Consider the following 21450-nt stretch of genomic DNA (forward strand, 5'->3'; position numbering starts at 1 on the left):
CGACCGGCGCTGCCCCAACGGGCAGCCGGCCGTGTCGGCGTCATCCCCGGGTGGCGAAATCGGGTGGTTGCAGGGTTCTGGGCACGACCAGGAAGTCCTTGGACCGCACCGCGCCGAACGGCGGGCCGAGGAGCGCTGTGCCTTCGAGCTGCCGGGGTCCGATGCGGTCGTTGTGGAACACCAGGACCTGCGTGTCGAACGTGCCGTCGGCGCGCACGACGACCTCACCCGGTGTCGGGGAGATGCCGAGCGTCCAGGCCAGCTTGACCCTCGCGCCGGGCGGGAACGACTTGCCGGTGGCGCGCGGCACGAACCCGGTCGGCCCGATGCCGGGGTCGACGGTGATCTCGGGCTGCCGCACCAGGACGCGGGCCACGGCGGTGTTGTCGGCCGCGTTGTTGTCCGGTCCGGTGCCGAGCACCGAGCCGCCTGCCGTGCTCTCCACGGCGGCCTTGGCGGGCAGCGTGACCCGCACCTCGGCTTCCTGGCCGGGCGCGAGCGTGCCCAGGGCGCAGGTCGCGCCGTCGGCCGCGCAGCCCGCGACGGCCTTGACCGGGAGCAGTTGCGGCGGCAGGGAGGTGACCACGCGGACGTCGGTCATGGGCACGGGCGCGCCGTTGCGGGCCCGGAAGGACAGCACCAGGTCGTCACCGCCGACGTAGCTCTCCTGCGGCACCACGGCCACGGCCAGCGACAGCGAGCCGGGGTTGTCCGGCGGCTTGATCTCCTCGGCGACGGTGATCGGCACGTCGACCCGGTTGTCGCCGGGGTTGACGTCGTCGGCCAGCGACGCGCGGAAGACCTGCTGTCCGGCCGCCGTGCCGGTGACGGTGACCTGGACGTCGGCGAGATCGCCGGGGGCGAGGCGGCCCAACGAGCAGGTCGTCGCCGCGCACGTGCCGACGGTGGTGGTGATCGCGTCCACGCGCAGCCCGGCGGGCACGGTGAGCGCCAGGTCGGCGGCGCTCGGCGCAGTCAGGCCGACGTTGGTGACGCGCAGGCTGATGGTCGTGGTGCCGCCGAAGGGAACCGCGGCGGGCGAGGCGGAACCGGTCAGCACGAGGTCGGGCAGGCGCTGGAACGCGGGCCGGTTGACGTCCTCCTCCGTGAAGGAGATCAGCCTGGCGGGCGTGCCGCCTCCGGGTGCGACCGTCCACACGCGGCGGAACTCGTCGGGATCGCTCATGGAGAACGCGATCAGCGCCCCGTCCGGGGACCACGCGGGTTCGTCCGGCGGCTCGCCGCCCGAGGTGATCGGGGTGGCGTTCGCGCCCGTGGCGTCGGCCACGCACAGGACGTCGCCGTGCCGGTGCACGAGCCGGTTGCCGTCCGGCGACCACGCGGGCGAGGTGTCCTGGTGGGCGCACGGCGTCGCGAACGAGTACGACAGGTTGACCTGCTGCGCGAGGTCGGCGCCGTCGAGCCGGGCGAGCCAGATGTCGTCGGTCTCCCCTCCCGCCGGCACGTAGACCGTGATCACGCTGCTCGCCCGGCCGGTTCGGCCGCCGCTGTCGGTGGCGGTGCACGTGACGGTGGTCAGGCCGACCGGGAACAGCGAGCCGGACGTGGCGTCGCAGGTCGGGGTGAGCGGGGCCCCGGCGGCGTCGGTGGCGGTGGCCGTGAAGGCGACCGGCACGGGCGTGCGGTTGGGGCTCGGCGCGGCGTTCGCGTTCACCACCACGGTCGGCAGGGCGGGGCCGGCCAGGCTGATGTCGATGAACTGCTCGTACGGCTCGGCGGGCTCCTTGCCGTCGAACCTGAACCGAACCTGGCACTCCAGGTCCACCGCCGCCCGTGACGTGGGCGCTTCGCCCAGCGTCACGGTCTCGGTGAAGGTGACGTCCGTGTCGCCCGCGGCGCGGGCCGTGGGCGGGGTGAACCGGACGGAGACCCCTGGCGGGCAAGTGGCCTCCGGCGTCACGGTCACCGGCAGCCTGGTGATGCCGTGCTCGATGCCCGCGACGATCTGGTCGGGCTCGTAACCGTCGACCAGCACCCCGTCGGTGGCGGCGGCGAGGCGGGTGGCCTGGAGCCGGTTGTCCAGCTTCTCCGGGTACGGCGGGTCCTGCACGATCAGCACGGGCACGCCGACGAGGTGGATGCCGCGGTCGGTCAGGTCCGAGGTGATCTCCTCCTCGGTCCAGTAGGGCGTGGCGCTAGGACAGTCCGGGTACGTCACGACATCGCAGGTGTCCGGGCTGTTGTGGCTGGCCGCGTCGCCGGCGAGCACGATGATCCGGGTGACGCCCTCGTCCTCGCTGAACGTGACGTAGCCGCCGCCGTCCGGGTCGCGGTCGCGGGCGAGGCGGTGCAGCGCGTTGAACCAGTCCTCGGGCAGGTCGCCGCCGAACCCGATCGGGAAGTTCCCGGGCACGTCGAGCACGGCCTGGAGCACGTCCCTGGTGGTCAGGTTCTGCACCAGCCGGTAGCGGCCCGCGCCGTCGGTGGCGTCCTGGTAGGTGGCGATGCCGAAGAGGGCCTGCGGCTCGGCGGTGGCGATCCGCTCCATCACCGTGCGGATGTTGGTCCGGACGTTGTCCACCGTGTCGGTCATGGACGACGTGGTGTCCAGCAGGAACATGATCTCCGGACGGGCGGGTACGAACGGGGTGCGGACGGTCGCGGTGGTGGTGAACGTGCCGGTGCCGGAGGTGGACGCGCCCACGACGTACGGCTGGACGTGGGGCGGGCTCACGATGTCCGTGCGGCGGCCGAACGCGATGACGTCGCCGGTCGGTGACCAGGCGGGCTTCTCGTCGTGGCCGATGAGGTGCCGGGGCCTGGGGATGGTGGTCACCTCGACGCCGTCGGAGACCCGGATCACGCGGATCACGCCGCTGGCGACCAGCGCGATCATGGAGCCGTCCGGCGACCAGGACGGGTGCCTGCCGAAGCGGAGGAACCGCTCGTCGCTGCCGTCGGCGTCGGCCACGATCACGTCGGACCCGTCCCCGAAGAACCGGGTGAAGGCGATCCGCGTGCCGTCCGGCGAGTAGGCGGGGTCGGTTTCGGACTCGTCCGGGGTGTCGGTGATCTGCCGCGGATCGCCGCCTCTGGCGTCCGTGCTCCAGATGTCCCCGGGATCGCCCCTGCTGACCGCGATCCGGTAGGGCGCCAGGACTCCCGGCTGGGCGGTGGCGGTGGCCGTGGCCGTGGTCGGCCGGTCGGCGAGCAGCAGGCCGGCCAGCAGGACCGCCACGAGCGCCAGGTGTCTCACCGTTCGTTCACCTCACCGCGAAGAATTCGATCTCGGCGAGCGCGACCTCGTTGCCCCGCAACGATCTGTGCAGCTCGACCACGTGCACCTCGACGTTCGTCGCGCCCGCGCTGTTCTCGATCCCGACCTTCTGCTCGTCGGGTGTGTCGGCGATGTCCACGTCGAACGTCTTGCCGGTCGAGTAGACGAGGTGGAGCTTCTTGGGCCGGTGCGCGGCCTGGAGGTCGTCCGGGTTGCCGACCCGGACGATGGCCTCGCGCAGGTCGACCTCGCGGCCGAAGTCGAGCAGGAGCGCCGGCTGCTGTGGTTCGACCGGGGCGAGCCAGAAGGTGTTCTTCGCGTTGTCGGCGGCCATCAGCGGCGGGTGGTCGGGCGACTCGGCGTTGGCGGAGACGCCGGTGGGGCGCACCGGGGTCAGCTCGGTGACGAAGACGCCCTTCACGTCTTCGGCGACGGAGACGGCCTGGGTGTTGACGAGGCTGCGGAAGGACGGGACGAGCCCGTACACGCCGATCGCGGCGAGCAGGGCGATCAGGAAGGACCAGCGGAGCGCCTTGCCGATGCCGCGACGGGCGGCGCCGGTGCGGCGGTGGCGACGCGTGCCCGCCTCCGGTGGCTTGCGCTTGGGCAGCAGGCGTCGCCACCACTTCTCGGCGACCACCTCGGGCTCGACCAGGGCCGAGCCGCAGCGGGCGCAGAACTTGCGGGTGGGCGGGTTCGCCTCGCCGCACTGGCCGCAGATCAGGTCGCCGGGTTGGGGTGCGCGGCGTTCGGTGAGGCGGGGGCGGTGCGCGCCGGCGGCGGGTTGTTGGTCGGTCGGCCGCATCGCGCCCGGCTGTAGCGGGCCGGGCTGCCCGACCGGTGGATGACCGGCCCCACCTTGTCCGGGTGGTCCGGCTTGGTGCGGCCGAGAACCGACGTTCGGTGGCGGGCCGGGCTGGTACGGCGGACCCGGCTGCGATCCACCCCGGGTCGGCAGAGGCCAGGACACCGGCTGGTTGTCCGGTGGCGCTTGACCGGCCTGGCCGTGTCCGGTCTGACCGGGGCCGGCTTGGCTTCGTCCCCCCGGACCGGGCAGGGGTTGGCGCGCCTGCGCGCGTTCCCACTCCAGGTACGTCCCGCAGGCGCCGCAGAACTCCGAGCCGGGCGCGTTGCTCTCACCGCACTGCGCGCACACGATCATGCCCCCACCACCTCCAGCTCCACCGCGACGTGCGCGGGCACCGCATCGGCGATCGCCGCGACCAGCCGGGTCCGGTCCACTTCACCCGGCCGCGCCACGCGCACCCGGACGTGCACGCTCGGCGGGTTCTCGGCCACCGCCAGGCCCGGACGGTCGGTCGACGTGCAGCCGCCGCTGTCCCGCACCTCAACCTGCCCGCCGGTCAGCAGCGCGACGTGTTCCGCCAACCCGCGCCGCGTCCCACGCCACCGGTGCAGTTCGACCGCCCGCGCCACCAGCGCCCGCCGTTGCGGCACGGACCAGCCCTCGCCGACGTCGAGCGCCACCCAGTGCGCCAGCCACTCCAGGAAGTCCTCCGGCGCGATCCGCGGGTCGAGGTAGCCCGCGAACCCGTCCAGCGTGGTGAACACCGGCGCCAGCACCTCGTCCAGCGCGGTCAGGAACCGCTGGGTGAAGAGGTCCTCCAGGTACACGGCCGGCAGCCGGTCGGCCAGCGGGTGCGGGGTCGTCATCGCGCCACCCGCACCTGGTGTCCGTAGGAGAACGCGAGCGCGTTGGGCGGCAGGTCCAGCCGTGCCACCGCGTTGCCGCGCTCGCCCGTCACCGGGTTCGCCCCGAACAGCTTGATCTCCTCGACCAGCTCGACCCCGGCGAGCCGTTGCAGCACGGCGAACACCTCACCGGACTGCACGGGCCGCCCGAACGGCCAGCCGTCGCCGTCCGGCCCGCCGCTGACCGGGTTGAAGTAGTCGTACAACGCCTGCACGGACCGCGTCCGCAACACGTCCTCGGGTGTGCCGGCCTTCGCCTTGAGCTGCGCCACCACCGTGACCCCCTGGTAGTAGGGCGGTTCCACGGACACCCGCGCGCCGACGCACCGGCGTTCCTCCAGGAACCGCTCGATCCGCCCGCGCACGTCCGCGCCGGGCTGCAACGCGGCGAAGTCCGACTCCTCGTGCGCGCCCACGGACGGCACGACCAGCACCCGCACCGCCGCCGACCCCGGCCCGGCCGGCACGCACCGCACCCTGGCGATCTCCGGCGCGGCCTCCCGCGTCAGCACCTCGTAGTCCTCGGCCGTCACGGCACGGTCGCGCGTCCGCAGCAGCAACGGCCCGCGCAGCGCCGCGTCGCGCACCGACTCCCCCGCCACCCCGCCGGACGCGGGCTGCCGGTTGGTCACCGTGCTCACGAACGGCACCGGGTCGCGTTGCACCTGGAGCAGGCCGCGGGCGACGTTGCCGCGCAACCCGCCGCCGGTCCGGTACTCGGGCACCCGGATCGCGGCGGACTTCGCCGGGATCGCCCCGTACAGGCGCACGCCGCCGCCGGGTTGCCGCACCGCCGGGCCGAAGATCACCTCGCCGCCGACCCGGTCCAGCACCACGTGCCGGTCGCCCGGCCCGGACTCGGCGAACGACCGCACCTCCTGCCACTGCTCCCAGCCGTCCGGGGTGGCGACTTCCACGACCAGCGCGCCGTCGTCCACCACGACCGGCGTGCGGGCGAGCGGGAACCGCTGTCCCGGCACGCCCTCGGACACGCCGATCGTCTCGCCGCGCACGACGTCCGCGTGGGTGGCGCTGGTCGTGCCGCCGATGGTGGCCGCGGTGACGGACACCAGCCGAGGCGGCTCCTGGTAGAACGGCCGGTCCGGCGCGGGCGCGACGGCGCGGCACCGCAGCCACCCGGCGCGCTGCCGGGCGATGACGGACACGGCGTGCGTGCGCGGGACGTGCAGCACGATGTCACCGGGCTGGTTGAAGCCGCCGGTGGTGTCGCGGTCCACCTCGCACGGGCTCCAGCCGGTGCCGTTCCACGCGTCCCACGCCCACGGCGGGTCGCGCGGGTCGACGCCCCGGCCTTGCGCGTGCGCCTCGATCCGCAGCAGCACCGCGCAGCCGGGCACGGCGTCGGACAGTCCGAAGAGGACGGCGTCGCCGGGCGCGGGCGGTTCGGCGAAGACCTCCGGTTCCTTGCCGTCACGCAGTTCGTCGGTGCGGTCGGCGGGCGGGATGCCGACGTCCGCCACCGCCGTGACCAGGTGCGTCAACGAGCACGGCACGATGCTCAGCTCCCGGTCCACGGTGAACACCACCGGGTCCTCGACCTCGCTGCGCTCGGTGGCCACCTGCGCGCCCGACGGCACCACCACCGGCACGTCGCGCGGCGCGGCCAGCCAGAACGTGACGTCGCCGCGCGCCGCCGTCGGCGGGAACAGCTTCACCCCGATCAGGTCGAGGAACCGCAGGTAGTGCAGGTCGGGCACCCGGTTCAGCCGGTACAGCAGCTCGTCGACCATGTGCGCGAACGCCTCGATCAGCGTCACGCCGGGGTCGGACACGTTGTGGTCCGTCCACTCCGGACAGTGCTGCTGCACGCGGCGCTTGGCCTCGTCCACGAGGTCCTGGAAGCGCCGGTCGTCCAGGTTGGGTGTGGGCAGGGACGTCATCGGGCGCCCTCCTCGTCGGCCTCGTGCGGCGGGATGACGTAGAAGGGGAACACCAGGTTGCGCGGGTCGTTCGTGCCGCGCAGCGAGTACCGGATGTCGATGAGCAGGGTGCCGCGGTCGACCTCGTCGAAGCCGACGGACACGTCGTCGAGCGTGATGCGCGGTTCCCAGCGCTCCAGGGACAGCCGCACCTCGTAGGCGATGCGGCCGGCGGTGGCCGCGTCGGCGGGCGCGAACACCAGGTCGTGGATGGCGCACCCGAACTCTGGGCGCATCGGGCGTTCGCCGGGCGCGGTGGCCAGGATCAGCCTGATGCTCTCCACGATCTCGCGTTCGCCGCCGACGAGCGCGACGGAACCGGTGGCGTCGGTGTGCACTGGGAACGCCAGGCCGCGGCCGATGAAGTCCACGTCACCCTCCGATCAGAACGGTCGGGCAGCCGACGACGATCGGCGCGCCGCAGCCCGCCAGGTCGCCCATCCGGGCCGCCGGCCTACCGCCGATCAGCACGGTCGGGCAGCCGGGCGGCAGCACGGGTGTCGGCGGGTGCGGTGGCAGGCCTGGGAACGTGCACGTGTGCAGGTTGCCGACGGTGGCGGCGGGCATGCCGCCGATGAGCACGGTCGGCACGCCCGGCGGCGCCAGCACGCCGGGATGTCCGGTCGGGTCGCCGACCCTCGCCGCTGGTGGCATGTCCCCGTCCCCTCAGTTGATCCGGACGACCGCGCCGCGCACGGTCACCGGGCCGCTCGCGGTCAGTTCGGCCTGGCCCTGCCCGGTCACGGCCACCGTGGCGCCCTCGACCTTGACCCCGGCCGTGCCGGACGCCTTGAGCTGCGCGCCCGCCTCGATGGTCACGTCGGTCTGGGCCTTGGCGGTGATCTTCTGGCCCTTCAGCTCCAGCGGGCCGGTGCCGGAGTCGATGGTCACGCCGTTCTGCGCCTTGACCGTCACGGCCTTGCCGCTGGTCACCTCGACGACCTGGTTCTTCTGGTCGAGCTTGACCACGAACTTGCCGTCGCCGCTGGAGATGACGATGCCCTCGTCCTCGACGAACTCGACCTTGTGGTGCTTGCGGGAGACGAACCCGCGGGTCGCGATCTCGCCGCTGTTGCCGTCCACCGGGTCCTTGGTGAGCGTGGGCGGCTTGTCCTTGCCGTTGTAGAGGCCGCCGAGGACGTACGGGGCGTCGAAGTCGTCGTGCTCGAAGCCGACCAGCACCTCGTCGCCGACCTCGGGCAGCACGAGTTCGCCGTAGCCGTTGCCCGCGCTGCTGTGCACGGTGCGCGCCCAGCCGCTGGCGAAGTCCGGTGACAGCCACGGGTAGGTGACCTTGACCCGGCCCGCTTTCGCCGGGTCGCGGACGTCGCTGACCACCGCCGGGACCAGGCCCCGTCCGCCTTGACCGGTCGGACCGCCGTTGGCCAGGCCGTAGAGGGAGCGTTCCTGGCGGCCGGACACGGTGAACTCGGTGGTGTAGCCGACCTGTTCGGCGAACAGGTGCCGGGTGCTGGTGAGCGTGTACCTGCCCGCGAACGGCTCGCCGATGTTGGTCAGCGCCACCGCCGTGCCCGCGCGCAGCTTGGGGTTGCCGCGCGCCACACCGGCCAGTTCCGCGCACGCGCCGCCCAGCTGGGTGCCGAGCGCGGCGGCCACCGCGTCCGCCTCGGCCTGGGTGCGGTGCGGGCCGCCGGCCAGGAACGGCGGGCTGCCGAACTTCCCGCCCAACGCGACCGGGTCGACGCCGGAGACCTCGGTGCCCAGCGCGCTCGGCTGCTTGGTGGCCACGACCTGCTGTTTGTTCTCGTGGTCCCAGCCCCGGACCTGGACCTCGGGCACCTGTTCGGCGGCGGTGATCGCGGCACGCAGCGACAGCAGGTTGCGGTGCATCTCCAGCACCAGCGGGTTCGCCTTGGCCTTGGCGTTCGTGGCGGGCGCGGACTTGGGTTCCTCGGGCAGCTGGAACTCCAGCTTGCCCTCCACCACCGCGATCTGCGCGCCGACCAGCGCGGCGATCCGGGACAGGAACTCCCAGTCGCTGACGCCGTCCTGGCTGAGCTGGGTGTGCGGGCGGCCGAAGCCCTTGACGTCGTCGATCCGACCGACCGGGATCTTCGCCCGCTGCGCGACCTTGCGCACGACGTCGGCGACGGTCATGTTCGGGTAGGAGGCGACCCTCTTGCCGCGGAACAGCCGGTGCGCCAGGTCGTAGCCGCGGACCTCGGTGAACGTGCCGCCCGCGTCCAGGTCCACGCCGACCGCGGTGACCTCGCCGCTCATCAACGGCTGCGGGGCGCCCGGGTCGGACGTCTGCACTTTGAGGGCGATCTTCGCGCCGATCTTGAACCCGGCCTTGCCGAGCACGACGTGGCCGGGGTCGCGGAAGCGGAGCACGAACACGTCCGGCAGGTTGCGGCTGTCGTCCACGAACGCGTGCGTGAGCAGGGACTTGACGTCGGCGGGCAGCGGGCCGCCCTCCACCTCGACCACGAGGGAGTTCGCGAAGGTCTCATTGGGCATCGCGGATCTCCTCCAACGCGGGCACCAGCAGCCGCGAGCCGGGCCGCAGCCGCATCGGGTCGTCGATGTCGTTGGCCTCCGCGATCTCCCGCCACAGCTCGGCGTTGCCGTAGGCCTTGTAGGCGAGGGACTGCAGGGTGTCGCCGGCGACGAGGACGTGCGAGTCGCGTGCCGCGAGGGCGCCGGAGGTGGGGTTCTGGCCGCCCTGCTCGCCCGCGATCTCCTCCAGGTTGACCGTGCAGGTCGCCCGGACCGGGACGCCGGCGGGCGTGAACAGGGTGTACTTGGCGCTGACGCTTCCGACGAACGCCGGGAAGCCCGTCATGCCGCCCCACTTGAAGATCACCCACGGCGGCGAGCCCTTGCCGTGCTGACGGCTGTCCTCCGTCGGCACGCAGCAGGCGAACAGCTGCTCGACCTTCTTCACCACGCTGTCGTCCATGTGGTCGGTGGCGTCGAGGAAGACCTCCAGGGCGAGTTTGACCGGGTCGGAGCCCTTGAACTCGGGGGTGCCGCTTTTCGCCACGTTCGGTTGGCGGCTGCGTTCCCACTTGGCGTTCTTGCTGAGCGAGAGCTCCTTCGGGTTGAACTGGAAGGTGATCTCGTGCATGAGGTCGCCCGGCTTGGCCGCGCCGCCCGCCTTCGGTGGGCGGTGCACGCTGAGCAGGGCTTTCTGGAGGTTCGTCGGCGCGGCGTAGCTGTTGGCCTTGGCACTCGTGCCGGCCGAGGTGAAGGTGATCGGGGAGGCCATGTCGGGGTCACTTCGCCGTGCTGAGGAAGCCGTGGTGGGCGAGTTCGAGGGTTTCGGTGGCGACCTTCGGGGAGTCGGCGGACAGCTGGGGTCCGCTCCACCGCACCGGGACCACGCCGGAGAGCGCCCAACTGGCGATCACCGTGCCCGCAAGCGTTCGCGCCTCGATGATCGCGGTCTTGCGGGTGACGCCGGCCGCCATGCCCGCGATCCACTTGATGATCTTGGCGCTGTCCTTGGTGACCGGGCGGGACAGCTTGACGTTGGAGTACTTGATACGGGTGGGCAACTGCCAGACCATCCCGTTGTTGCCGCCCTCCTCGCGCTGTTCGACGGTGAACTCGATGCCGAGCCCGTCGCAGCTGTTGAAGGAGCCGAGGCTCTCGTCGTCGATGCGCACGACGAAGCACACGGCCACCGCCTCATCCACCTCGGCCATTCCGCTCACCTCCACCGATCGGTCAACGCTCCGCGCCGTTCACGGTCGAGCCACAGCTCGGCCTTGAGCCGGCGAACCAGGGGGTCGTAGAGCTTCTTGAGCAGTTCTTCGGGCTCCCGCCCGGGTGCCGCCACCTGACCGGCCGTCCCTGCTTGGGCTGCCTGGCCTGCTGCCCCTGCCGTCGCGCCTGTCTCCGGGGCCGCCGAGAACGCCGAGAACGCCGCGATCGACGGGATCGACGGGACCGCCTCGATCGGCTCGGTAGGCGTTGGCGTCGCGGACGGCGAAGGCGGTACCTCGACCTCCCGCTGCACGAACTCGAACTCGGCCAGGGGCCGCCCCAACCCCAACCCCGGCCGCCCCGCACGTGCGCCAGTCGTCCCGACAACGGCCCGCTGCACCACCGGCGCGGCCAACCGAGGCCGACCTCCGATAAGAGGCCCGGTCACTTCAGGTCCTGCGACGCCGTCAGCAGGAGCCGGCTCACCCCGAAACCGCTGGACACCGATCGGCATCCCCAACCCGACCGTGGACGCAGGAAGCTCCACCTTCGGCTCGTTCACCGGCCGGGCAATCTCGGACGCGGCCAACCGCTGAACCCCGACCTGACGCCCGACAACCGGCGCGCCCAGCCCACCGGCGGTGGCACTGGCACTGGCACTGGCACTGGCACTGGCACTGGGCACATCAAGCGACCGAGAAGTCTCCACACCGACCACCGGCACCTCAGCCCCGATCAACGGCGCAACAGACTCCGTCGCCCCACCGACCGCAACCTCACCGACCGGACCGCTCTCACTCCACCGACCAGGAGTCTGACCAGGCAAACCCGCAGGTTCAGCAGTCCGCCGCACCGGCAACTCAGCGGACCTCACCACCTCCGACACCTCAACCCGCTGCACCCCAACGGACCCACTCGCCCCAGACCTGCCGCGCGACACCATCTCCGTTGCCGCGTAAGGCAGAACCGGCACCATCTCGGACGCCTGGGATGCCTCGGATGCCGTATGCAATAGCCCAATTTCCGGCGACGACTCAGCTGTCGTATGCGATATCCCTAGTCCCTGCGAGGGCTCGGGTGTCGCAAACGACCGCTCCGGCCCGACATCGGGGGGTTCGGATGTTGTATGCGATGGCTCGTCCGCTAGGCGAGATACCTCCAGCGTCGGGCGCGAGTGCTCTGGCGGCGTGGGGGCAGGATCCGGCGATGCCTGCGGCAATACCTGTTCTGTCGCCGGCGATGCCTGTTCTGCGTGCGGCGCTGTGTGTTCTGCCGCCGGTGATGTGTGTTCTGCGGGCGGCGATGTGTGTCCTACCTGCGGCAGTTCGGGCGCTGGGTGGTGCGCTGGCTCGGGCGGCGCGGCGGGTTCCGGTTTCGGTGACGGGTTGGTCTCAGCTACTGCCCGCTGCACGACCGGCAACCCGTGTGCCACCGGCGTTTCGCCGCCGGCAACCTCAACGTTTCGGCTCACCGCCGGTGCATCGCTCGGCCCGATCTGCGGCCTCGGTGCGGGCTTCGGCTCAGGCCGGACCGCCGGCTTCTGCCCGACCTCCAGCCTGGACACGACCTCTCGTCCCGGTTTTGGTCCGACTTCCACGACTGGCTTGGGTTCGACCGCGATCACCGGTCCGACTTCAGGCTTCGGTCCGGCTTCAAGTCTCGACTCCGGTTCAGGGTCCGGCCGGGTTTCGAGGACTGGCCCGGTTTCGAGGGCTGGCCTGGCTTCAAGGGTTGGCCTGGCTTCATGAGTTGGCCCGGAAGCTTCGAGGGTTGGTGCGGCTTCGGGTTCGCGGTTGGGGATATGAATACCCGCGTTCCCGCCGACTTCGCCGCCGACTCCACCTCCGAATTCGCCGCCGGCTTCTGCAGCGGCTTCGGCAGCGGCTTCGATCTGGGTTTCGGGGTCGCTGTCCGCCTCCAACCGCTGCACCGGTTGCGCCGCTTCAGGTTGCGTCACTTCACCTTGTGTCACTTGGCGTTGAACGACAGGGCTCTGAGTCCCGCTCTGGGCCGGGGCCGCCGGAGCCGAACCCCACAGGCGCGACCACAAGTTCCGGGGCTTGGGCGCGGGCGGCTGGGCGACGGGCATCTCGACCACACGCGGCTCGACCACACGCGACTCGACCACGCGCTGCACGACACCGTCGATCACGCCCGACGGCTCGTCCACTCCAACCCTGTGCGCCAACGGCGCGAGGTAGGCCGGCGACCGCCACGACGCCAAAGACCCCGAGAACCGCTCCACCGGGTTCACCAACGGGTGCGCCGCCACCACCCGCTGGATCGGCGGCAGCCCACGCCACTCGCCGCGCCGCACGGGCAGTGCCGGCGACACCGGCGCTTCCGGCGACACCGGCCGAGCCGTCTCACGTCGCCACGGCCACATCGCCCCTCACCGTCCCTGGCTGATCCTCGTGTTGATCCGGGCGATCTCGGCCACGTACCGCAGCCGGTCCGGGTGCTCCAGGTCGAGGATCGAGTCCCACGACCAGTGGAAGTGGTACGCCACGTACGCGACCTCCTCGTGCAGCCGGTCGGCCGCGTACGTCACGATTCCCCCAGGCGCCCACCCGCGACGTCCACGCTGAACCCGTGCCCGCACTCGGGACAGGCCACCGCCGCACGGGTGTGCCCCTCGCTGTTGATCCGCCGGTACATGTCCTGCAGGAACGCCAGGTCCGACGCGAACAGGTTCTCCACGACACCGACGTGCACGTCGGTCACCGACCCGATCCGGACGATCACCCGAGCCAGCAGCACGACCGTCAGGTACGCCGCGTTCTCCCGCACCCGGTCGTCGCGCAACGGCACCAGTTCGTCCCGCGCGGTCGCCAGGCGCATCACGCCGGAGCGGTGCAGCACACCGCTGTCGTCGACGTACCCGCGCGGCAGCTCGAAGGCGAACTCCGTGCGCATCTGCCCGCCCGAGTCCGAACCCGGCGAACCCGGAGGAACAGGGGCGGATGCGACCGGGGCATCGGGGGCGACCGCCGTCATCACCCTGCGCATGGCGTCACTCGACTTCCATCATCTCGTAGGTGACGACGAGCTTTTCGGTGAGCACGCTGGTGTCGCCGGCCTTCAACGACCCGATCTCCAACGACTTCGGCCACGCGTTGGTCAGCTTGTACCGCTTGATCGGCTGGCCCTCGTAGTCGTAGACGATGATCGCCCCGCCCTTGCGGGCGTTGGCCATCCTGCCGAAGTGCGCGTCCTTGACCCACTGCTCGAAGCTGTTGTCGCCGGTGAGACCCCGGGTGAGGGTGACCTCGCCCGCCTTCGGCCTGCCGGGCAGCTTCTTGATGACGTACTTGCCGTCCGGGGTGTTCTGCTTGAGCTCGATGACGTCCTGCTCCATCTTCAGCCCGGAGACCTCGGAGATCTGCTTGATCGCGACGCCGTCGACTTCGAGGCCGAACGAGTGGCCGACCGAGGTGTCGAGGTCGGGAAGAGCCATGACGAACCGCCTTAACTAGGACCCGATGACGAGATGACGACGTGACGACTACTCGTTGACGAGGCTGGTGCCGCCGGAGAACTGCGACAGCCGGAACACCACGAACTCGGCGGGCTTGACCGGCGCGATGCCGACCTCGCAGATCACCTGGCCGAGGTCGATGGTCTCGGCGGCGTTGGTCTCGCGGTCGCACTTGACGTAGAACGCCTCGTCGGGCGTGAGCCCGAACAGCGCGCCCTTGCGCCACTCCGTGACCAGGAAAGCGCTGATGGTGCGCCGGATCCTGGCCCACAGCGCGTCGTCGTTCGGCTCGAACACGACCCACTGGGTGCCGTTGAGGATCGACTCCTCCAGGTAGTTGAACAGCCGCCGCACGTTCAGGTACCGCCACGCCGGGTCGGACGACAGCGTGCGCGCGCCCCACACCCGGATGCCACGACCGGGGAACGACCGCACGCAGTTGACGCCGATCGGGTTCAGCAGCTCCTGCTCGGCCTTGGTCAGCTGCGTCTCCAGCGCCACCGCGCCGCGCACGACCTCGTTCGCGGGAGCCTTGTGCACGCCGCGCGTGGCGTCGGTGCGGGCCCACACGCCGGCCATGTGGCCGCTGGGCGGGATGAACGTGTGGTCGTCACTGGCCGGGTCGAAGATCTTGATCCACGGGTAGTAGAGCGCGGCGTACTTCGAGTCGTAGCCCGCGCCGTTCATCCGCCAGTCCTTGACCTGCTGCGGGTTCAGGTCGGGCGGCGGGTCGAGCACGGCGATCCGGTTGCCCATCAGCTCGCAGTGGGCGATCATCGCCAGCTGCACGGCCTTCACCGACTCCAGCGAGATCGCGCCGCGCTGGTAGCTGCTCATCAGGTCGGGCACCGAGACCATGGTGATCTCCTCGACGGCCTCCAGGCCGCCGAAGCCGGTGCGGTCGGAGACGTCGCCGACGTAGTCGTCGGCCGCGATCTTGCGCGGCACGGGCGACGGGTCGACCGCGTCCTTCAGCGTGACGCTGCCCTTCTCCACCTTGGCCACGCCGCCGTTCGCCGTCTCCTCGATCGTGATCAGGTTCGACTTCTCCTGCACGACGGTGACGACGTTGTCCTTGGTGCGCTTGGTGGTCACGTTGTGCGTCTCGACGACCTTGCCGTTCTGCTTGACCAGCAACGTGAACCGGTCGTCCGGCGGGTTCTCGCCGGTGGCGTCGGCGATCTCCACGGTGATCTCGGCGGCGCCCAGCTCGCGTGCGGTGACCTTGTAGCCGCTCAGCGCGGCCTGCGCGCCGGTGCCCGCGGGCAGCTGGCCGTTGGTCTTGGCCCGTTCGCCGCCGATGCGGACGACGTAGCAGTTCGTGCCGCCGTTGAGGAAGTACCCGTACACCGACTGGGCGAGGTAGCAGTCCGGCACGAAGTCGCCGAAGACCTGCGTGTACTGCCCCCAGTTGGAGACCAGCGTCGGCGTGTTGAACGGGCCTCGGGCCGCGAAGCCGACGAAGGCGGCGACGGCGGTGCCCACGCCCTCGATGGGCCGCGCACCAGCCTCCACCTCCTCGACGTACACCCCCGGCGAGAGATAGGTGGGCATCCGTTGCCTCCCCAAGTTGTGCGGAACGAGTCGTGCGGAACCGGCTGTGTCGTGCTGTGCCGCGAATGCTTGTGCTGTGCCGTGAATGCTGCTGCGGTTCGACGACGTGCGAAACGACCACGAGGCTGTGCCGGGGTACGCCGATAGCTGCCCAAAGGTGCAGCCGTCCTGGCCCGGACACGCGAAAACCCCGCCGCGCCCCTGCTTGGGGCACGGCGGGGTCCGGTGTTCGGTCAGGCCGTTTCCTCGTCGTCCTCTTCGCGCTGCACGGACGGCGCGACGTAGGTCTGCGCGGTCTCCTCCTCGGGCACTTCGTCCTCGACGCGCTGGACGGCGGGTGCGGGCGCGGGCGCGGACATGATGCGGTCGGCGTTGCTGCCGGCCTCACGTTCGAAGCGGTCCGACGGGTCGCTCACCCTCACGCCGCCACCGGCGTCGGTGCCGTCCACGGGACCGTTGCGCTGCTGCACGACGTGCGTCAGCTCGTGCGCCAGCATGTGCTTGCCGGAGTCGGACGTCGGGTCGTACTTGTCGCGCTGGAACACGATGTTCGAGCCGACGGTGTAGGCCTGCGCGTTGACCGACTTCGCCGATTCGTGCGCCGCGCCGTCGGTGTGCACGCGCACGTCGCCGAAGTCCTGCCCGAAGCGGCTTTCCATGTCCTCGCGCACACCGGGGTCCAACGGCGTGCCGCCGGACCGCACCACGTCGTGCACGTGAGACTGCTCGGCCTGTTCCTCGACCAGCGTGCTCGCGCCCGCGTTGCCGACCGCCCGTTGCAGGCCGAGCATCCCGGCGGTGCCCAGGACGTCCGGCCGCCCGGCGGCTGCCGCGCGTCCCATCAGGTCGGGGTCGTCGCGCTCGGCGCGATCGCCTTTCGGCCGGAACCCGCCGTCACCGTCGTGATCGTGCTCGTGCCCGCGCATGGTTGCCCCCTAACTGTGCCCCACGGCTCGACAGGAGTCCGCATCCATCCTCCAACCCCGCCCACCGCGGAACCAGGACCACGAGGGCGGCGCTCGCTGCCCGAAAGGGCAGTCACCGCACCGCTCCCTCCGCCGCCAGGCCGAGGTAGCGCCCGAACTCCCGCTCACCCACCAGCCGCCCCAGCTTCCGGTACTCGCGCGCCACCGCGCCGACCACCTCCGCCATCCCCACCGGGCCGCCGGACTCGGCCGCCAGGTAGGCGGCGGTCACCGCGGCCGACCGGATGTGCCCGCCGGCCAGCTCGAACGCCGCCGCGAGGAAGTCCAGGTCCACCTCGGTGCGCGGCGCCGTCACGCCGAGGCACCGGTCCCACAGCAGGCGGCGCAGCGGCTCGTCGGGCATCGGGAAGTCGACCACCACGTCCAGCCGGCGGGTGAACGCCTCGTCCAGGTTCGCGCGCAGGTTCGTGGCCAGCACCGCGATGCCGTCGAAGGTCTCCATGCGCTGCAACAGGTACGCGCTCTCGATGTTGGCGTACCGGTCGTGCGCGTCACGTACCTCGGACCGCTTGCCGAAGATCGCGTCGGCCTCGTCGAACAGCAGCACGCCGTTCACGCCCGCCGCCTCGGTGAAGATCCGCTCCAGGTTCTTCTCGGTCTCGCCGACGTACTTGTCCACCACGGTCGCCAGGTTCACCGTGTACAGGTCCAGGCCCAGCGACGCGGCGATGACCTCGGCGGACATCGTCTTGCCGGTGCCGGAGTCGCCCGCGAACAGCCCGGTGACGCCGCGTCCCCGGCCGCCGCCCGGCCGCATCCGCCACTCGTCGATGACCTGGTCGCGGTGTCGGGCGCGGGCGGCCAGTTCGTGCAGCAGGCCCACCACGCCGGTGGGCAGCACCAGGTCGTCCCAGTCGACGGCGGGTTCGATGCGGCGGGCCAGGCGTTGCAGGCCGGCCGCGTTCTGGCTGCGCGCGCCCGCACGAAGGTGTTCCGTGGTGACCACGCCACCGTCGACCAGCGCGGACACCGACGCGGCCCGTGCGGCGCGGGTGATCTGACCCGGCCCCAGCACGAAGTGCGCGGTGGCGGCGGCCGGGTCGACGCCGGGCGCGAGGCGGCCGTCCAGCCGGGTGCGCCACAGGTCGGCGCGGTCGGCGGCGGGCAGCGGTGACGCGTCGTGCAGCAACGGCGGGTCGGCGCTCCACCGCGGGTCCCACACGTTCGGGCCGAACACGACCAGCGGGATCGCGGGATGGGTCAGCGCGGCCAGCGGGGGCTCCTCCTCGACGGGGCCGAGCACCACCCCGGCGTGGCGCAACACGGCCTCGCGCAGCACGGCGGCGGTCGCCGTCTGCTGGTCCGGTTCCGCGCGCAGGCGCGCCGCGTCGACCTCCAGCACGGCGAACCCGGCGTGCGTCAACGCTGCGGCGGCCACCTCCCGGGCACCGCCACCCGGACGTTCACGCAGGTAGGCCAGGCGCACGTGGGCCCGGAACGCGCGCACCAGCTTGCCGACGTCGGCCGCGGTGACCTCGTCCACGACCCGCGCGACACCCGCGAGCGCGGCGTCCGGCAGGTCGTCGCCCAGCAGGTGGTTGACCACCCGGTCCGGCACGCGCAGCGAACGCGACAGGAACGGCCGCTCCCGGTCGTCCACCACGAGCAGCCCGGCGGACCGCAGCGGTGACGACGGGTCGAGCCGCGCACGGCCCGCCGCCGACGCCTCCGGCAGCCCGCACAGCCGCAGCGCCAGGCCCGCGGTCGCACGGCGGCGCGTCACGTCGTCGTTCAGGTAGCCGTAGAACTGCTCGAACCGGCTGTCCACGTCCGGCGCGAGGGCAACCAGCAGCAGCTCGACGTCCAGTCCGGACAGTCCGGCGGTCTCCGCCAGCCGACCCAGCCGGCCGGACGCCGCCGAGGCCTGGAACGGCACGAACGGCTCGCGCCGGGAGACCAGCAGGGCGTCGATCGCCTCGTCGGACAGGTAGAGGCCGCGGAACGGGTCGTCCGGGTTGGGGTCGGCGCTGCGCCGTGCCGCCACCGCCGCCCTGATCCGCCGCTCCAGCGCGGCGAGCCGGGCGAACACGTGGGGCGGGCCGCCGGTGTTCACGGGTGCCTGCGGCTCATCGCCACGCGGCCGACCGAGTCGTCGGTCACGCGGTGGCCGACCGAGTCGTCGCCCATGGCCAGCCGCATGCCCTCCTCCACCGGAGGCCCGGCCGCGAACACCCGGCCGGAGTCGATCGGCGCGGACACCACCACGTCCAGCGACGGTTTCAGCTCGCCGCCGAGCGCCGTCCAGACGTCCGCGAACGCGCGGTCCTCCGGCGGGGGCAGGGCGACCGTCATCGGCACCGGGAGTCCGAGCTCCACCAGCGACCCGGTCAGCAGCCCGACCGGCACGGACTCGTGCCGCAGGAAGCCGATCAGCAGCTCGGACAGCAGCCGGTGCTCGTCCTCGGAGCGCTGGGTCCAGGCCGTCATCAGGTAGGACAGCTTGATGTGGCGCGGTGGCAGGCGGCGGGCGGTGACCTGGCCGTTCTCGTACTCGTTGAGCAGGCCCCGCTGCCGGCGGCGGACGTCCTCGCGGATGTCGTAGAGGTAGACGTTGACGGTGGGCGCGTTCCGCCGCGCGGCCCACTCCTTCGTGGGCGCCTCGAACGCGACCTCGACGTCCGTGCCGCGCAACGCGTCGTCCCGGACCAACCGCCTCAGCGCCTCGTCAACCTCGTGGATCACGCTCCCACGATGACCCGGCTGCTTATCCGCGACCAGCGGCTACCCGGCGAACCTTGGGGCAGCCCCGGTTGCCCACAAGGGCAACGCCACCGTGAGTCGGACACTCACGTCCCGAAAGTCGAACGTTCAAGACCCGGGAGTTCAGCACTCGGTCGCGTGAGTTCAACGCTCAGGCAGTCCGAACTCCACGTTCAGGCGTCGGCACCCGGCCGCAGGCGGCGACTGCCACGGTGACCGCCGTGGTGGCCTCCTCGGCGGTCAGCATCGCCTCGACCGCGGCCTCCACCGCCGCGTTCGCGGCATCGGCCGCTTCGATCGCCGCATGTGCCGCCACGCGCACCTGTTCGGCCTCCTCGTGCGCCCCGGCTTCCGCCGCCAACTCCCCTCGTCGCAACGCCGGCATCAGCGCCTGGGCCGGGACGACGTGCACTACACCGCCCTGATCGGCGAACCCGCGTTGATCGGCAACGACGAGATCCACCGCGACCAGCTGACCGCACTGGCCAAGGCCGCCGAGCGACCGAACGTCACCATCCGCGTCGTTCCGATCCGGGCGATGCCGCGACTCGGACGCGTCAGCGCGTTCATGATCCTCGACGTGGCGCCCGCGATCGTGGTGCACATCGAGATGGCGCGGTCCGGCGCGTTCCTGGACGACGAGCCGTTCACCACGCCCTACCTGCGTCGGGCGGCACGGCTCGGTGAAGTCGCGCTGAGTGCGACAATGTCGCTGCGCCGGATCATCGCCCTGCGAGACGAAATGGACGTGTGAACCATGCAGCTACCAGCGCCGACGTGGCGGAAGTCGTCCCGGTCGGAGTCGCAGTCCAACTGCGTCGAAGTCGCGCCGATCGGCAACGGCGCGGTCCGCGACAGCAAGAACCCGACCGGACCGGTCCTGCACATCGACCTGACCTCGATGTTGACCGCGATCAAGGCCGGACGCTTCGACACCTGACGCCGCACAGCACAGTGCCCTGGTTGACGGATGCGGTCGGGGTGCTGTGCGATCCAGGCCGCCCCACGTCGTCGGCCCCGCAGTGGTGCGGCGGGCTCGACGCCACCATCGAACCGACCGACGCCCTCAGGAGGTCGGCGTCTCCCCGACCCAGGCGCCGGACAGCAGGTACTTGGGCAGGTATTCGGATTCCACCAGGACCTCTATGCCGACCTCCTGGGCCAGTACAGCCATCGCCAGCGGGGCCAGCGCGATGAAGCCGTCGGGATTCGTCTCCCTGCCGCCGGTGGACCAGTGCTGCCGGTGCAGTTCGAGCGCGCGTTCCAACGACTCGTTGAACCGGTCCGCGTCGCGGTCGAGCACGTGGTACAGCAGCTCCATCGGCGGGTAGATCAACCGCGTGACCAACTCCTGGGGAGTGTTCGCGGCGCGGTTCACCGACTCCACGGTCGCGGCGAACTTCGCATCGAGGTCCGGGCCGTTGCGGAAAAAGGTCTGCAACGTATCGACCCAGGAGAGCATGTAGGCGTCATAGCCGACATCCGCCGCGCGCAGCACCTCCTCCGGAACCGAGGCCAGCGCCGTCAACCGCTGCCGCTCGCGGCAGACGACCGCCAGCCACGTCGCGGTGAGCCAGCGCCCGGCGCGGTTGTGCTGCCCCGGCGGAGTCGTCGGGATGCGCAGCCTGCGGCCGACGGTGTACTCGATCGACTCGGCAGACGTGTCGATCACCGCGAACAGCGCCGACGCGGCCTGCATCGCGGTGACCAGGTCGTCCCACGTGAGCACGTCCTTCGCGGTGGGGTCCGGCACTGTGCGCAGCGCCGCCAGTGTCAGCGACCGGTCCAGCACGGTGGTCAACGCGAGCGGCGTCCGCTCCACCAGGTCGATGAACTTCGGCAGGCTTGCCGAGAACTCCGCGATCATCTGTTCGGCAAGCTCAGGGTCGACGTCGTGGCGTGCCACGGTTGTCACGATGTCCGTCCAGTGGGGTTCGGGTACATGTTGACGGGCTTGTGGTCGTAGCCGGAGTATGTCGCGTTCGTCTCACCGGTTTCCCGATCGACTCGTGCCCTGACCTCGACATAATCCACTCGTTCGTCCCGCGTTCCACAGTTGCGGGCCTGTTCTGGTCGACGCGACGGATGAAGTCGCAGGTCAGCGCAGTGACCGCTAGCGAAAAATGCGAATTCGCCTAGTGACACGCTTTGGGTGAGGATGGCTGTTCG

21 protein-coding genes are annotated in these 21450 nt (G+C 71.3%); 2 read left to right on the plus strand and 19 right to left on the minus strand.

Going from position 1 to position 21450, the window contains the following annotated elements; genetic code table 11:
* Positions 1-40 precede the first annotated feature (40 nt).
* The 18 genes from FM051_RS39385 to FM051_RS39470 form a co-directional block, all read right to left on the minus strand.
* Entirely contained in the window at positions 41-3217 is a 3177-nt protein-coding gene (locus tag FM051_RS39385; RefSeq protein WP_158852224.1) for an HYR domain-containing protein, read from the minus strand.
* Between the two features lie 7 nt (positions 3218-3224).
* Positions 3225-4400, minus strand: coding sequence for a zinc ribbon domain-containing protein (locus tag FM051_RS39390; RefSeq protein ID WP_158852225.1), 1176 nt, complete (start codon positions 4398-4400; stop codon positions 3225-3227).
* Entirely contained in the window at positions 4397-4912 is a 516-nt protein-coding gene (locus FM051_RS39395; protein WP_158852226.1) for a phage tail protein, read from the minus strand. Before FM051_RS39395 ends, FM051_RS39390 begins: the two co-directional genes overlap by 4 nt.
* On the minus strand, positions 4909-6852 hold the full coding sequence (locus FM051_RS39400; protein WP_158852227.1) for a putative baseplate assembly protein: 1944 nt from the start codon (positions 6850-6852) through the stop codon (positions 4909-4911). The genes FM051_RS39395 and FM051_RS39400 overlap by 4 nt, the downstream gene beginning before the upstream one ends.
* The gene (locus tag FM051_RS39405; protein ID WP_158852228.1) at positions 6849-7262 is read right to left on the minus strand and encodes a GPW/gp25 family protein; all 414 of its coding nucleotides are present in this window, start codon (positions 7260-7262) and stop codon (positions 6849-6851) included. Before FM051_RS39405 ends, FM051_RS39400 begins: the two co-directional genes overlap by 4 nt.
* A gap of 1 nt (position 7263) precedes the next feature.
* Positions 7264-7545, minus strand: coding sequence for a PAAR domain-containing protein (locus tag FM051_RS39410; RefSeq protein ID WP_073890403.1), 282 nt, complete (start codon positions 7543-7545; stop codon positions 7264-7266).
* Between the two features lie 12 nt (positions 7546-7557).
* A complete protein-coding gene (locus FM051_RS39415) occupies positions 7558-9372 on the minus strand; it encodes a VgrG-related protein (protein ID WP_158852229.1) in 1815 nt (604 codons plus the stop codon).
* Positions 9362-10123, minus strand: a complete 762-nt coding sequence (locus FM051_RS39420) for a CIS tube protein (protein WP_158852230.1) — start codon at positions 10121-10123, stop codon at positions 9362-9364. Before FM051_RS39420 ends, FM051_RS39415 begins: the two co-directional genes overlap by 11 nt.
* A 7-nt stretch (positions 10124-10130) precedes the next feature.
* On the minus strand, positions 10131-10562 hold the full coding sequence (locus FM051_RS39425; RefSeq protein WP_158852231.1) for a phage tail protein: 432 nt from the start codon (positions 10560-10562) through the stop codon (positions 10131-10133).
* 5 nt (positions 10563-10567) lie between these two features.
* Positions 10568-10978, minus strand: a complete 411-nt coding sequence (locus FM051_RS39430; protein ID WP_158852232.1) for a hypothetical protein — start codon at positions 10976-10978, stop codon at positions 10568-10570.
* A gap of 1977 nt (positions 10979-12955) precedes the next feature.
* Positions 12956-13114 (minus strand): DUF6760 family protein, encoded by a 159-nt coding sequence (locus FM051_RS50915; RefSeq protein ID WP_106618461.1) that lies wholly within the window; start codon positions 13112-13114, stop codon positions 12956-12958.
* The gene (locus tag FM051_RS39440) at positions 13111-13572 is read right to left on the minus strand and encodes a hypothetical protein (RefSeq protein ID WP_158852233.1); all 462 of its coding nucleotides are present in this window, start codon (positions 13570-13572) and stop codon (positions 13111-13113) included. Before FM051_RS39440 ends, FM051_RS50915 begins: the two co-directional genes overlap by 4 nt.
* A 4-nt stretch (positions 13573-13576) precedes the next feature.
* Positions 13577-14020 carry a phage tail protein gene (locus FM051_RS39445; protein ID WP_158852234.1) on the minus strand — a complete coding sequence of 148 codons (444 nt, stop codon included), beginning with the start codon at positions 14018-14020 and terminating at the stop codon, positions 13577-13579.
* A 48-nt stretch (positions 14021-14068) separates the two neighbouring features.
* Positions 14069-15595: a phage tail sheath family protein gene (locus tag FM051_RS39450; RefSeq protein ID WP_158852235.1), complete on the minus strand. Its 1527-nt coding sequence runs from the start codon at positions 15593-15595 to the stop codon at positions 14069-14071.
* Between the two features lie 233 nt (positions 15596-15828).
* A complete protein-coding gene (locus FM051_RS39455) occupies positions 15829-16521 on the minus strand; it encodes an eCIS core domain-containing protein (RefSeq protein ID WP_158852236.1) in 693 nt (230 codons plus the stop codon).
* 112 nt (positions 16522-16633) lie between these two features.
* Positions 16634-18634, minus strand: a complete 2001-nt coding sequence (locus FM051_RS39460) for an ATP-binding protein (protein ID WP_158852237.1) — start codon at positions 18632-18634, stop codon at positions 16634-16636.
* Positions 18631-19263 (minus strand): Pvc16 family protein, encoded by a 633-nt coding sequence (locus FM051_RS39465; RefSeq protein ID WP_158852238.1) that lies wholly within the window; start codon positions 19261-19263, stop codon positions 18631-18633. Before FM051_RS39465 ends, FM051_RS39460 begins: the two co-directional genes overlap by 4 nt.
* Before the next feature lie 169 nt (positions 19264-19432).
* A complete protein-coding gene (locus FM051_RS39470) occupies positions 19433-19693 on the minus strand; it encodes a hypothetical protein (protein ID WP_158852239.1) in 261 nt (86 codons plus the stop codon).
* On the opposite strand from FM051_RS39470, the gene FM051_RS39475 reads away from it, so the two are divergent.
* A complete protein-coding gene (locus tag FM051_RS39475) occupies positions 19688-20035 on the plus strand; it encodes a Scr1 family TA system antitoxin-like transcriptional regulator (protein WP_158852240.1) in 348 nt (115 codons plus the stop codon). The two genes, FM051_RS39470 and FM051_RS39475, sit on opposite strands and share 6 nt — an antisense overlap.
* Positions 20036-20038: 3 nt before the next feature.
* A complete protein-coding gene (locus FM051_RS39480) occupies positions 20039-20221 on the plus strand; it encodes a DUF397 domain-containing protein (protein WP_158852241.1) in 183 nt (60 codons plus the stop codon).
* A gap of 126 nt (positions 20222-20347) precedes the next feature.
* On the opposite strand, the gene FM051_RS39485 is transcribed toward FM051_RS39480, so the two are convergent.
* Positions 20348-21187, minus strand: a complete 840-nt coding sequence (locus tag FM051_RS39485; RefSeq protein ID WP_158852242.1) for an immunity 49 family protein — start codon at positions 21185-21187, stop codon at positions 20348-20350.
* Positions 21188-21450: the final 263 nt, after the last annotated feature.

This window comes from Saccharothrix deserti, from assembly GCF_009769385.1.
GTDB classification, from domain to species: Bacteria; Actinomycetota; Actinomycetes; order Mycobacteriales; family Pseudonocardiaceae; genus Actinosynnema; species Actinosynnema deserti.

What these genes read in the sequence shown, in the direction of transcription:
- FM051_RS39455 (WP_158852236.1), bottom strand. Translation starts at nt 16,521, where the DNA reads ATGCGCGGGCACGAGCACGATCACGACGGTGACGGCGGGTTCCGGCCG.
- FM051_RS39445 (WP_158852234.1), bottom strand. Translation starts at nt 14,020, where the DNA reads ATGGCTCTTCCCGACCTCGACACCTCGGTCGGCCACTCGTTCGGCCTC.
- FM051_RS39420 (WP_158852230.1), bottom strand. Translation starts at nt 10,123, where the DNA reads ATGGCCTCCCCGATCACCTTCACCTCGGCCGGCACGAGTGCCAAGGCC.
- FM051_RS39390 (WP_158852225.1), bottom strand. Translation starts at nt 4,400, where the DNA reads ATGATCGTGTGCGCGCAGTGCGGTGAGAGCAACGCGCCCGGCTCGGAG.
- FM051_RS39425 (WP_158852231.1), bottom strand. Translation starts at nt 10,562, where the DNA reads ATGGCCGAGGTGGATGAGGCGGTGGCCGTGTGCTTCGTCGTGCGCATC.
- FM051_RS39410 (WP_073890403.1), bottom strand. Translation starts at nt 7,545, where the DNA reads ATGCCACCAGCGGCGAGGGTCGGCGACCCGACCGGACATCCCGGCGTG.
- FM051_RS39415 (WP_158852229.1), bottom strand. Translation starts at nt 9,372, where the DNA reads ATGCCCAATGAGACCTTCGCGAACTCCCTCGTGGTCGAGGTGGAGGGC.
- FM051_RS39440 (WP_158852233.1), bottom strand. Translation starts at nt 13,572, where the DNA reads ATGCGCAGGGTGATGACGGCGGTCGCCCCCGATGCCCCGGTCGCATCC.
- FM051_RS39480 (WP_158852241.1), top strand. Translation starts at nt 20,039, where the DNA reads ATGCAGCTACCAGCGCCGACGTGGCGGAAGTCGTCCCGGTCGGAGTCG.
- FM051_RS39395 (WP_158852226.1), bottom strand. Translation starts at nt 4,912, where the DNA reads ATGACGACCCCGCACCCGCTGGCCGACCGGCTGCCGGCCGTGTACCTG.
- FM051_RS39450 (WP_158852235.1), bottom strand. Translation starts at nt 15,595, where the DNA reads ATGCCCACCTATCTCTCGCCGGGGGTGTACGTCGAGGAGGTGGAGGCT.
- FM051_RS39400 (WP_158852227.1), bottom strand. Translation starts at nt 6,852, where the DNA reads ATGACGTCCCTGCCCACACCCAACCTGGACGACCGGCGCTTCCAGGAC.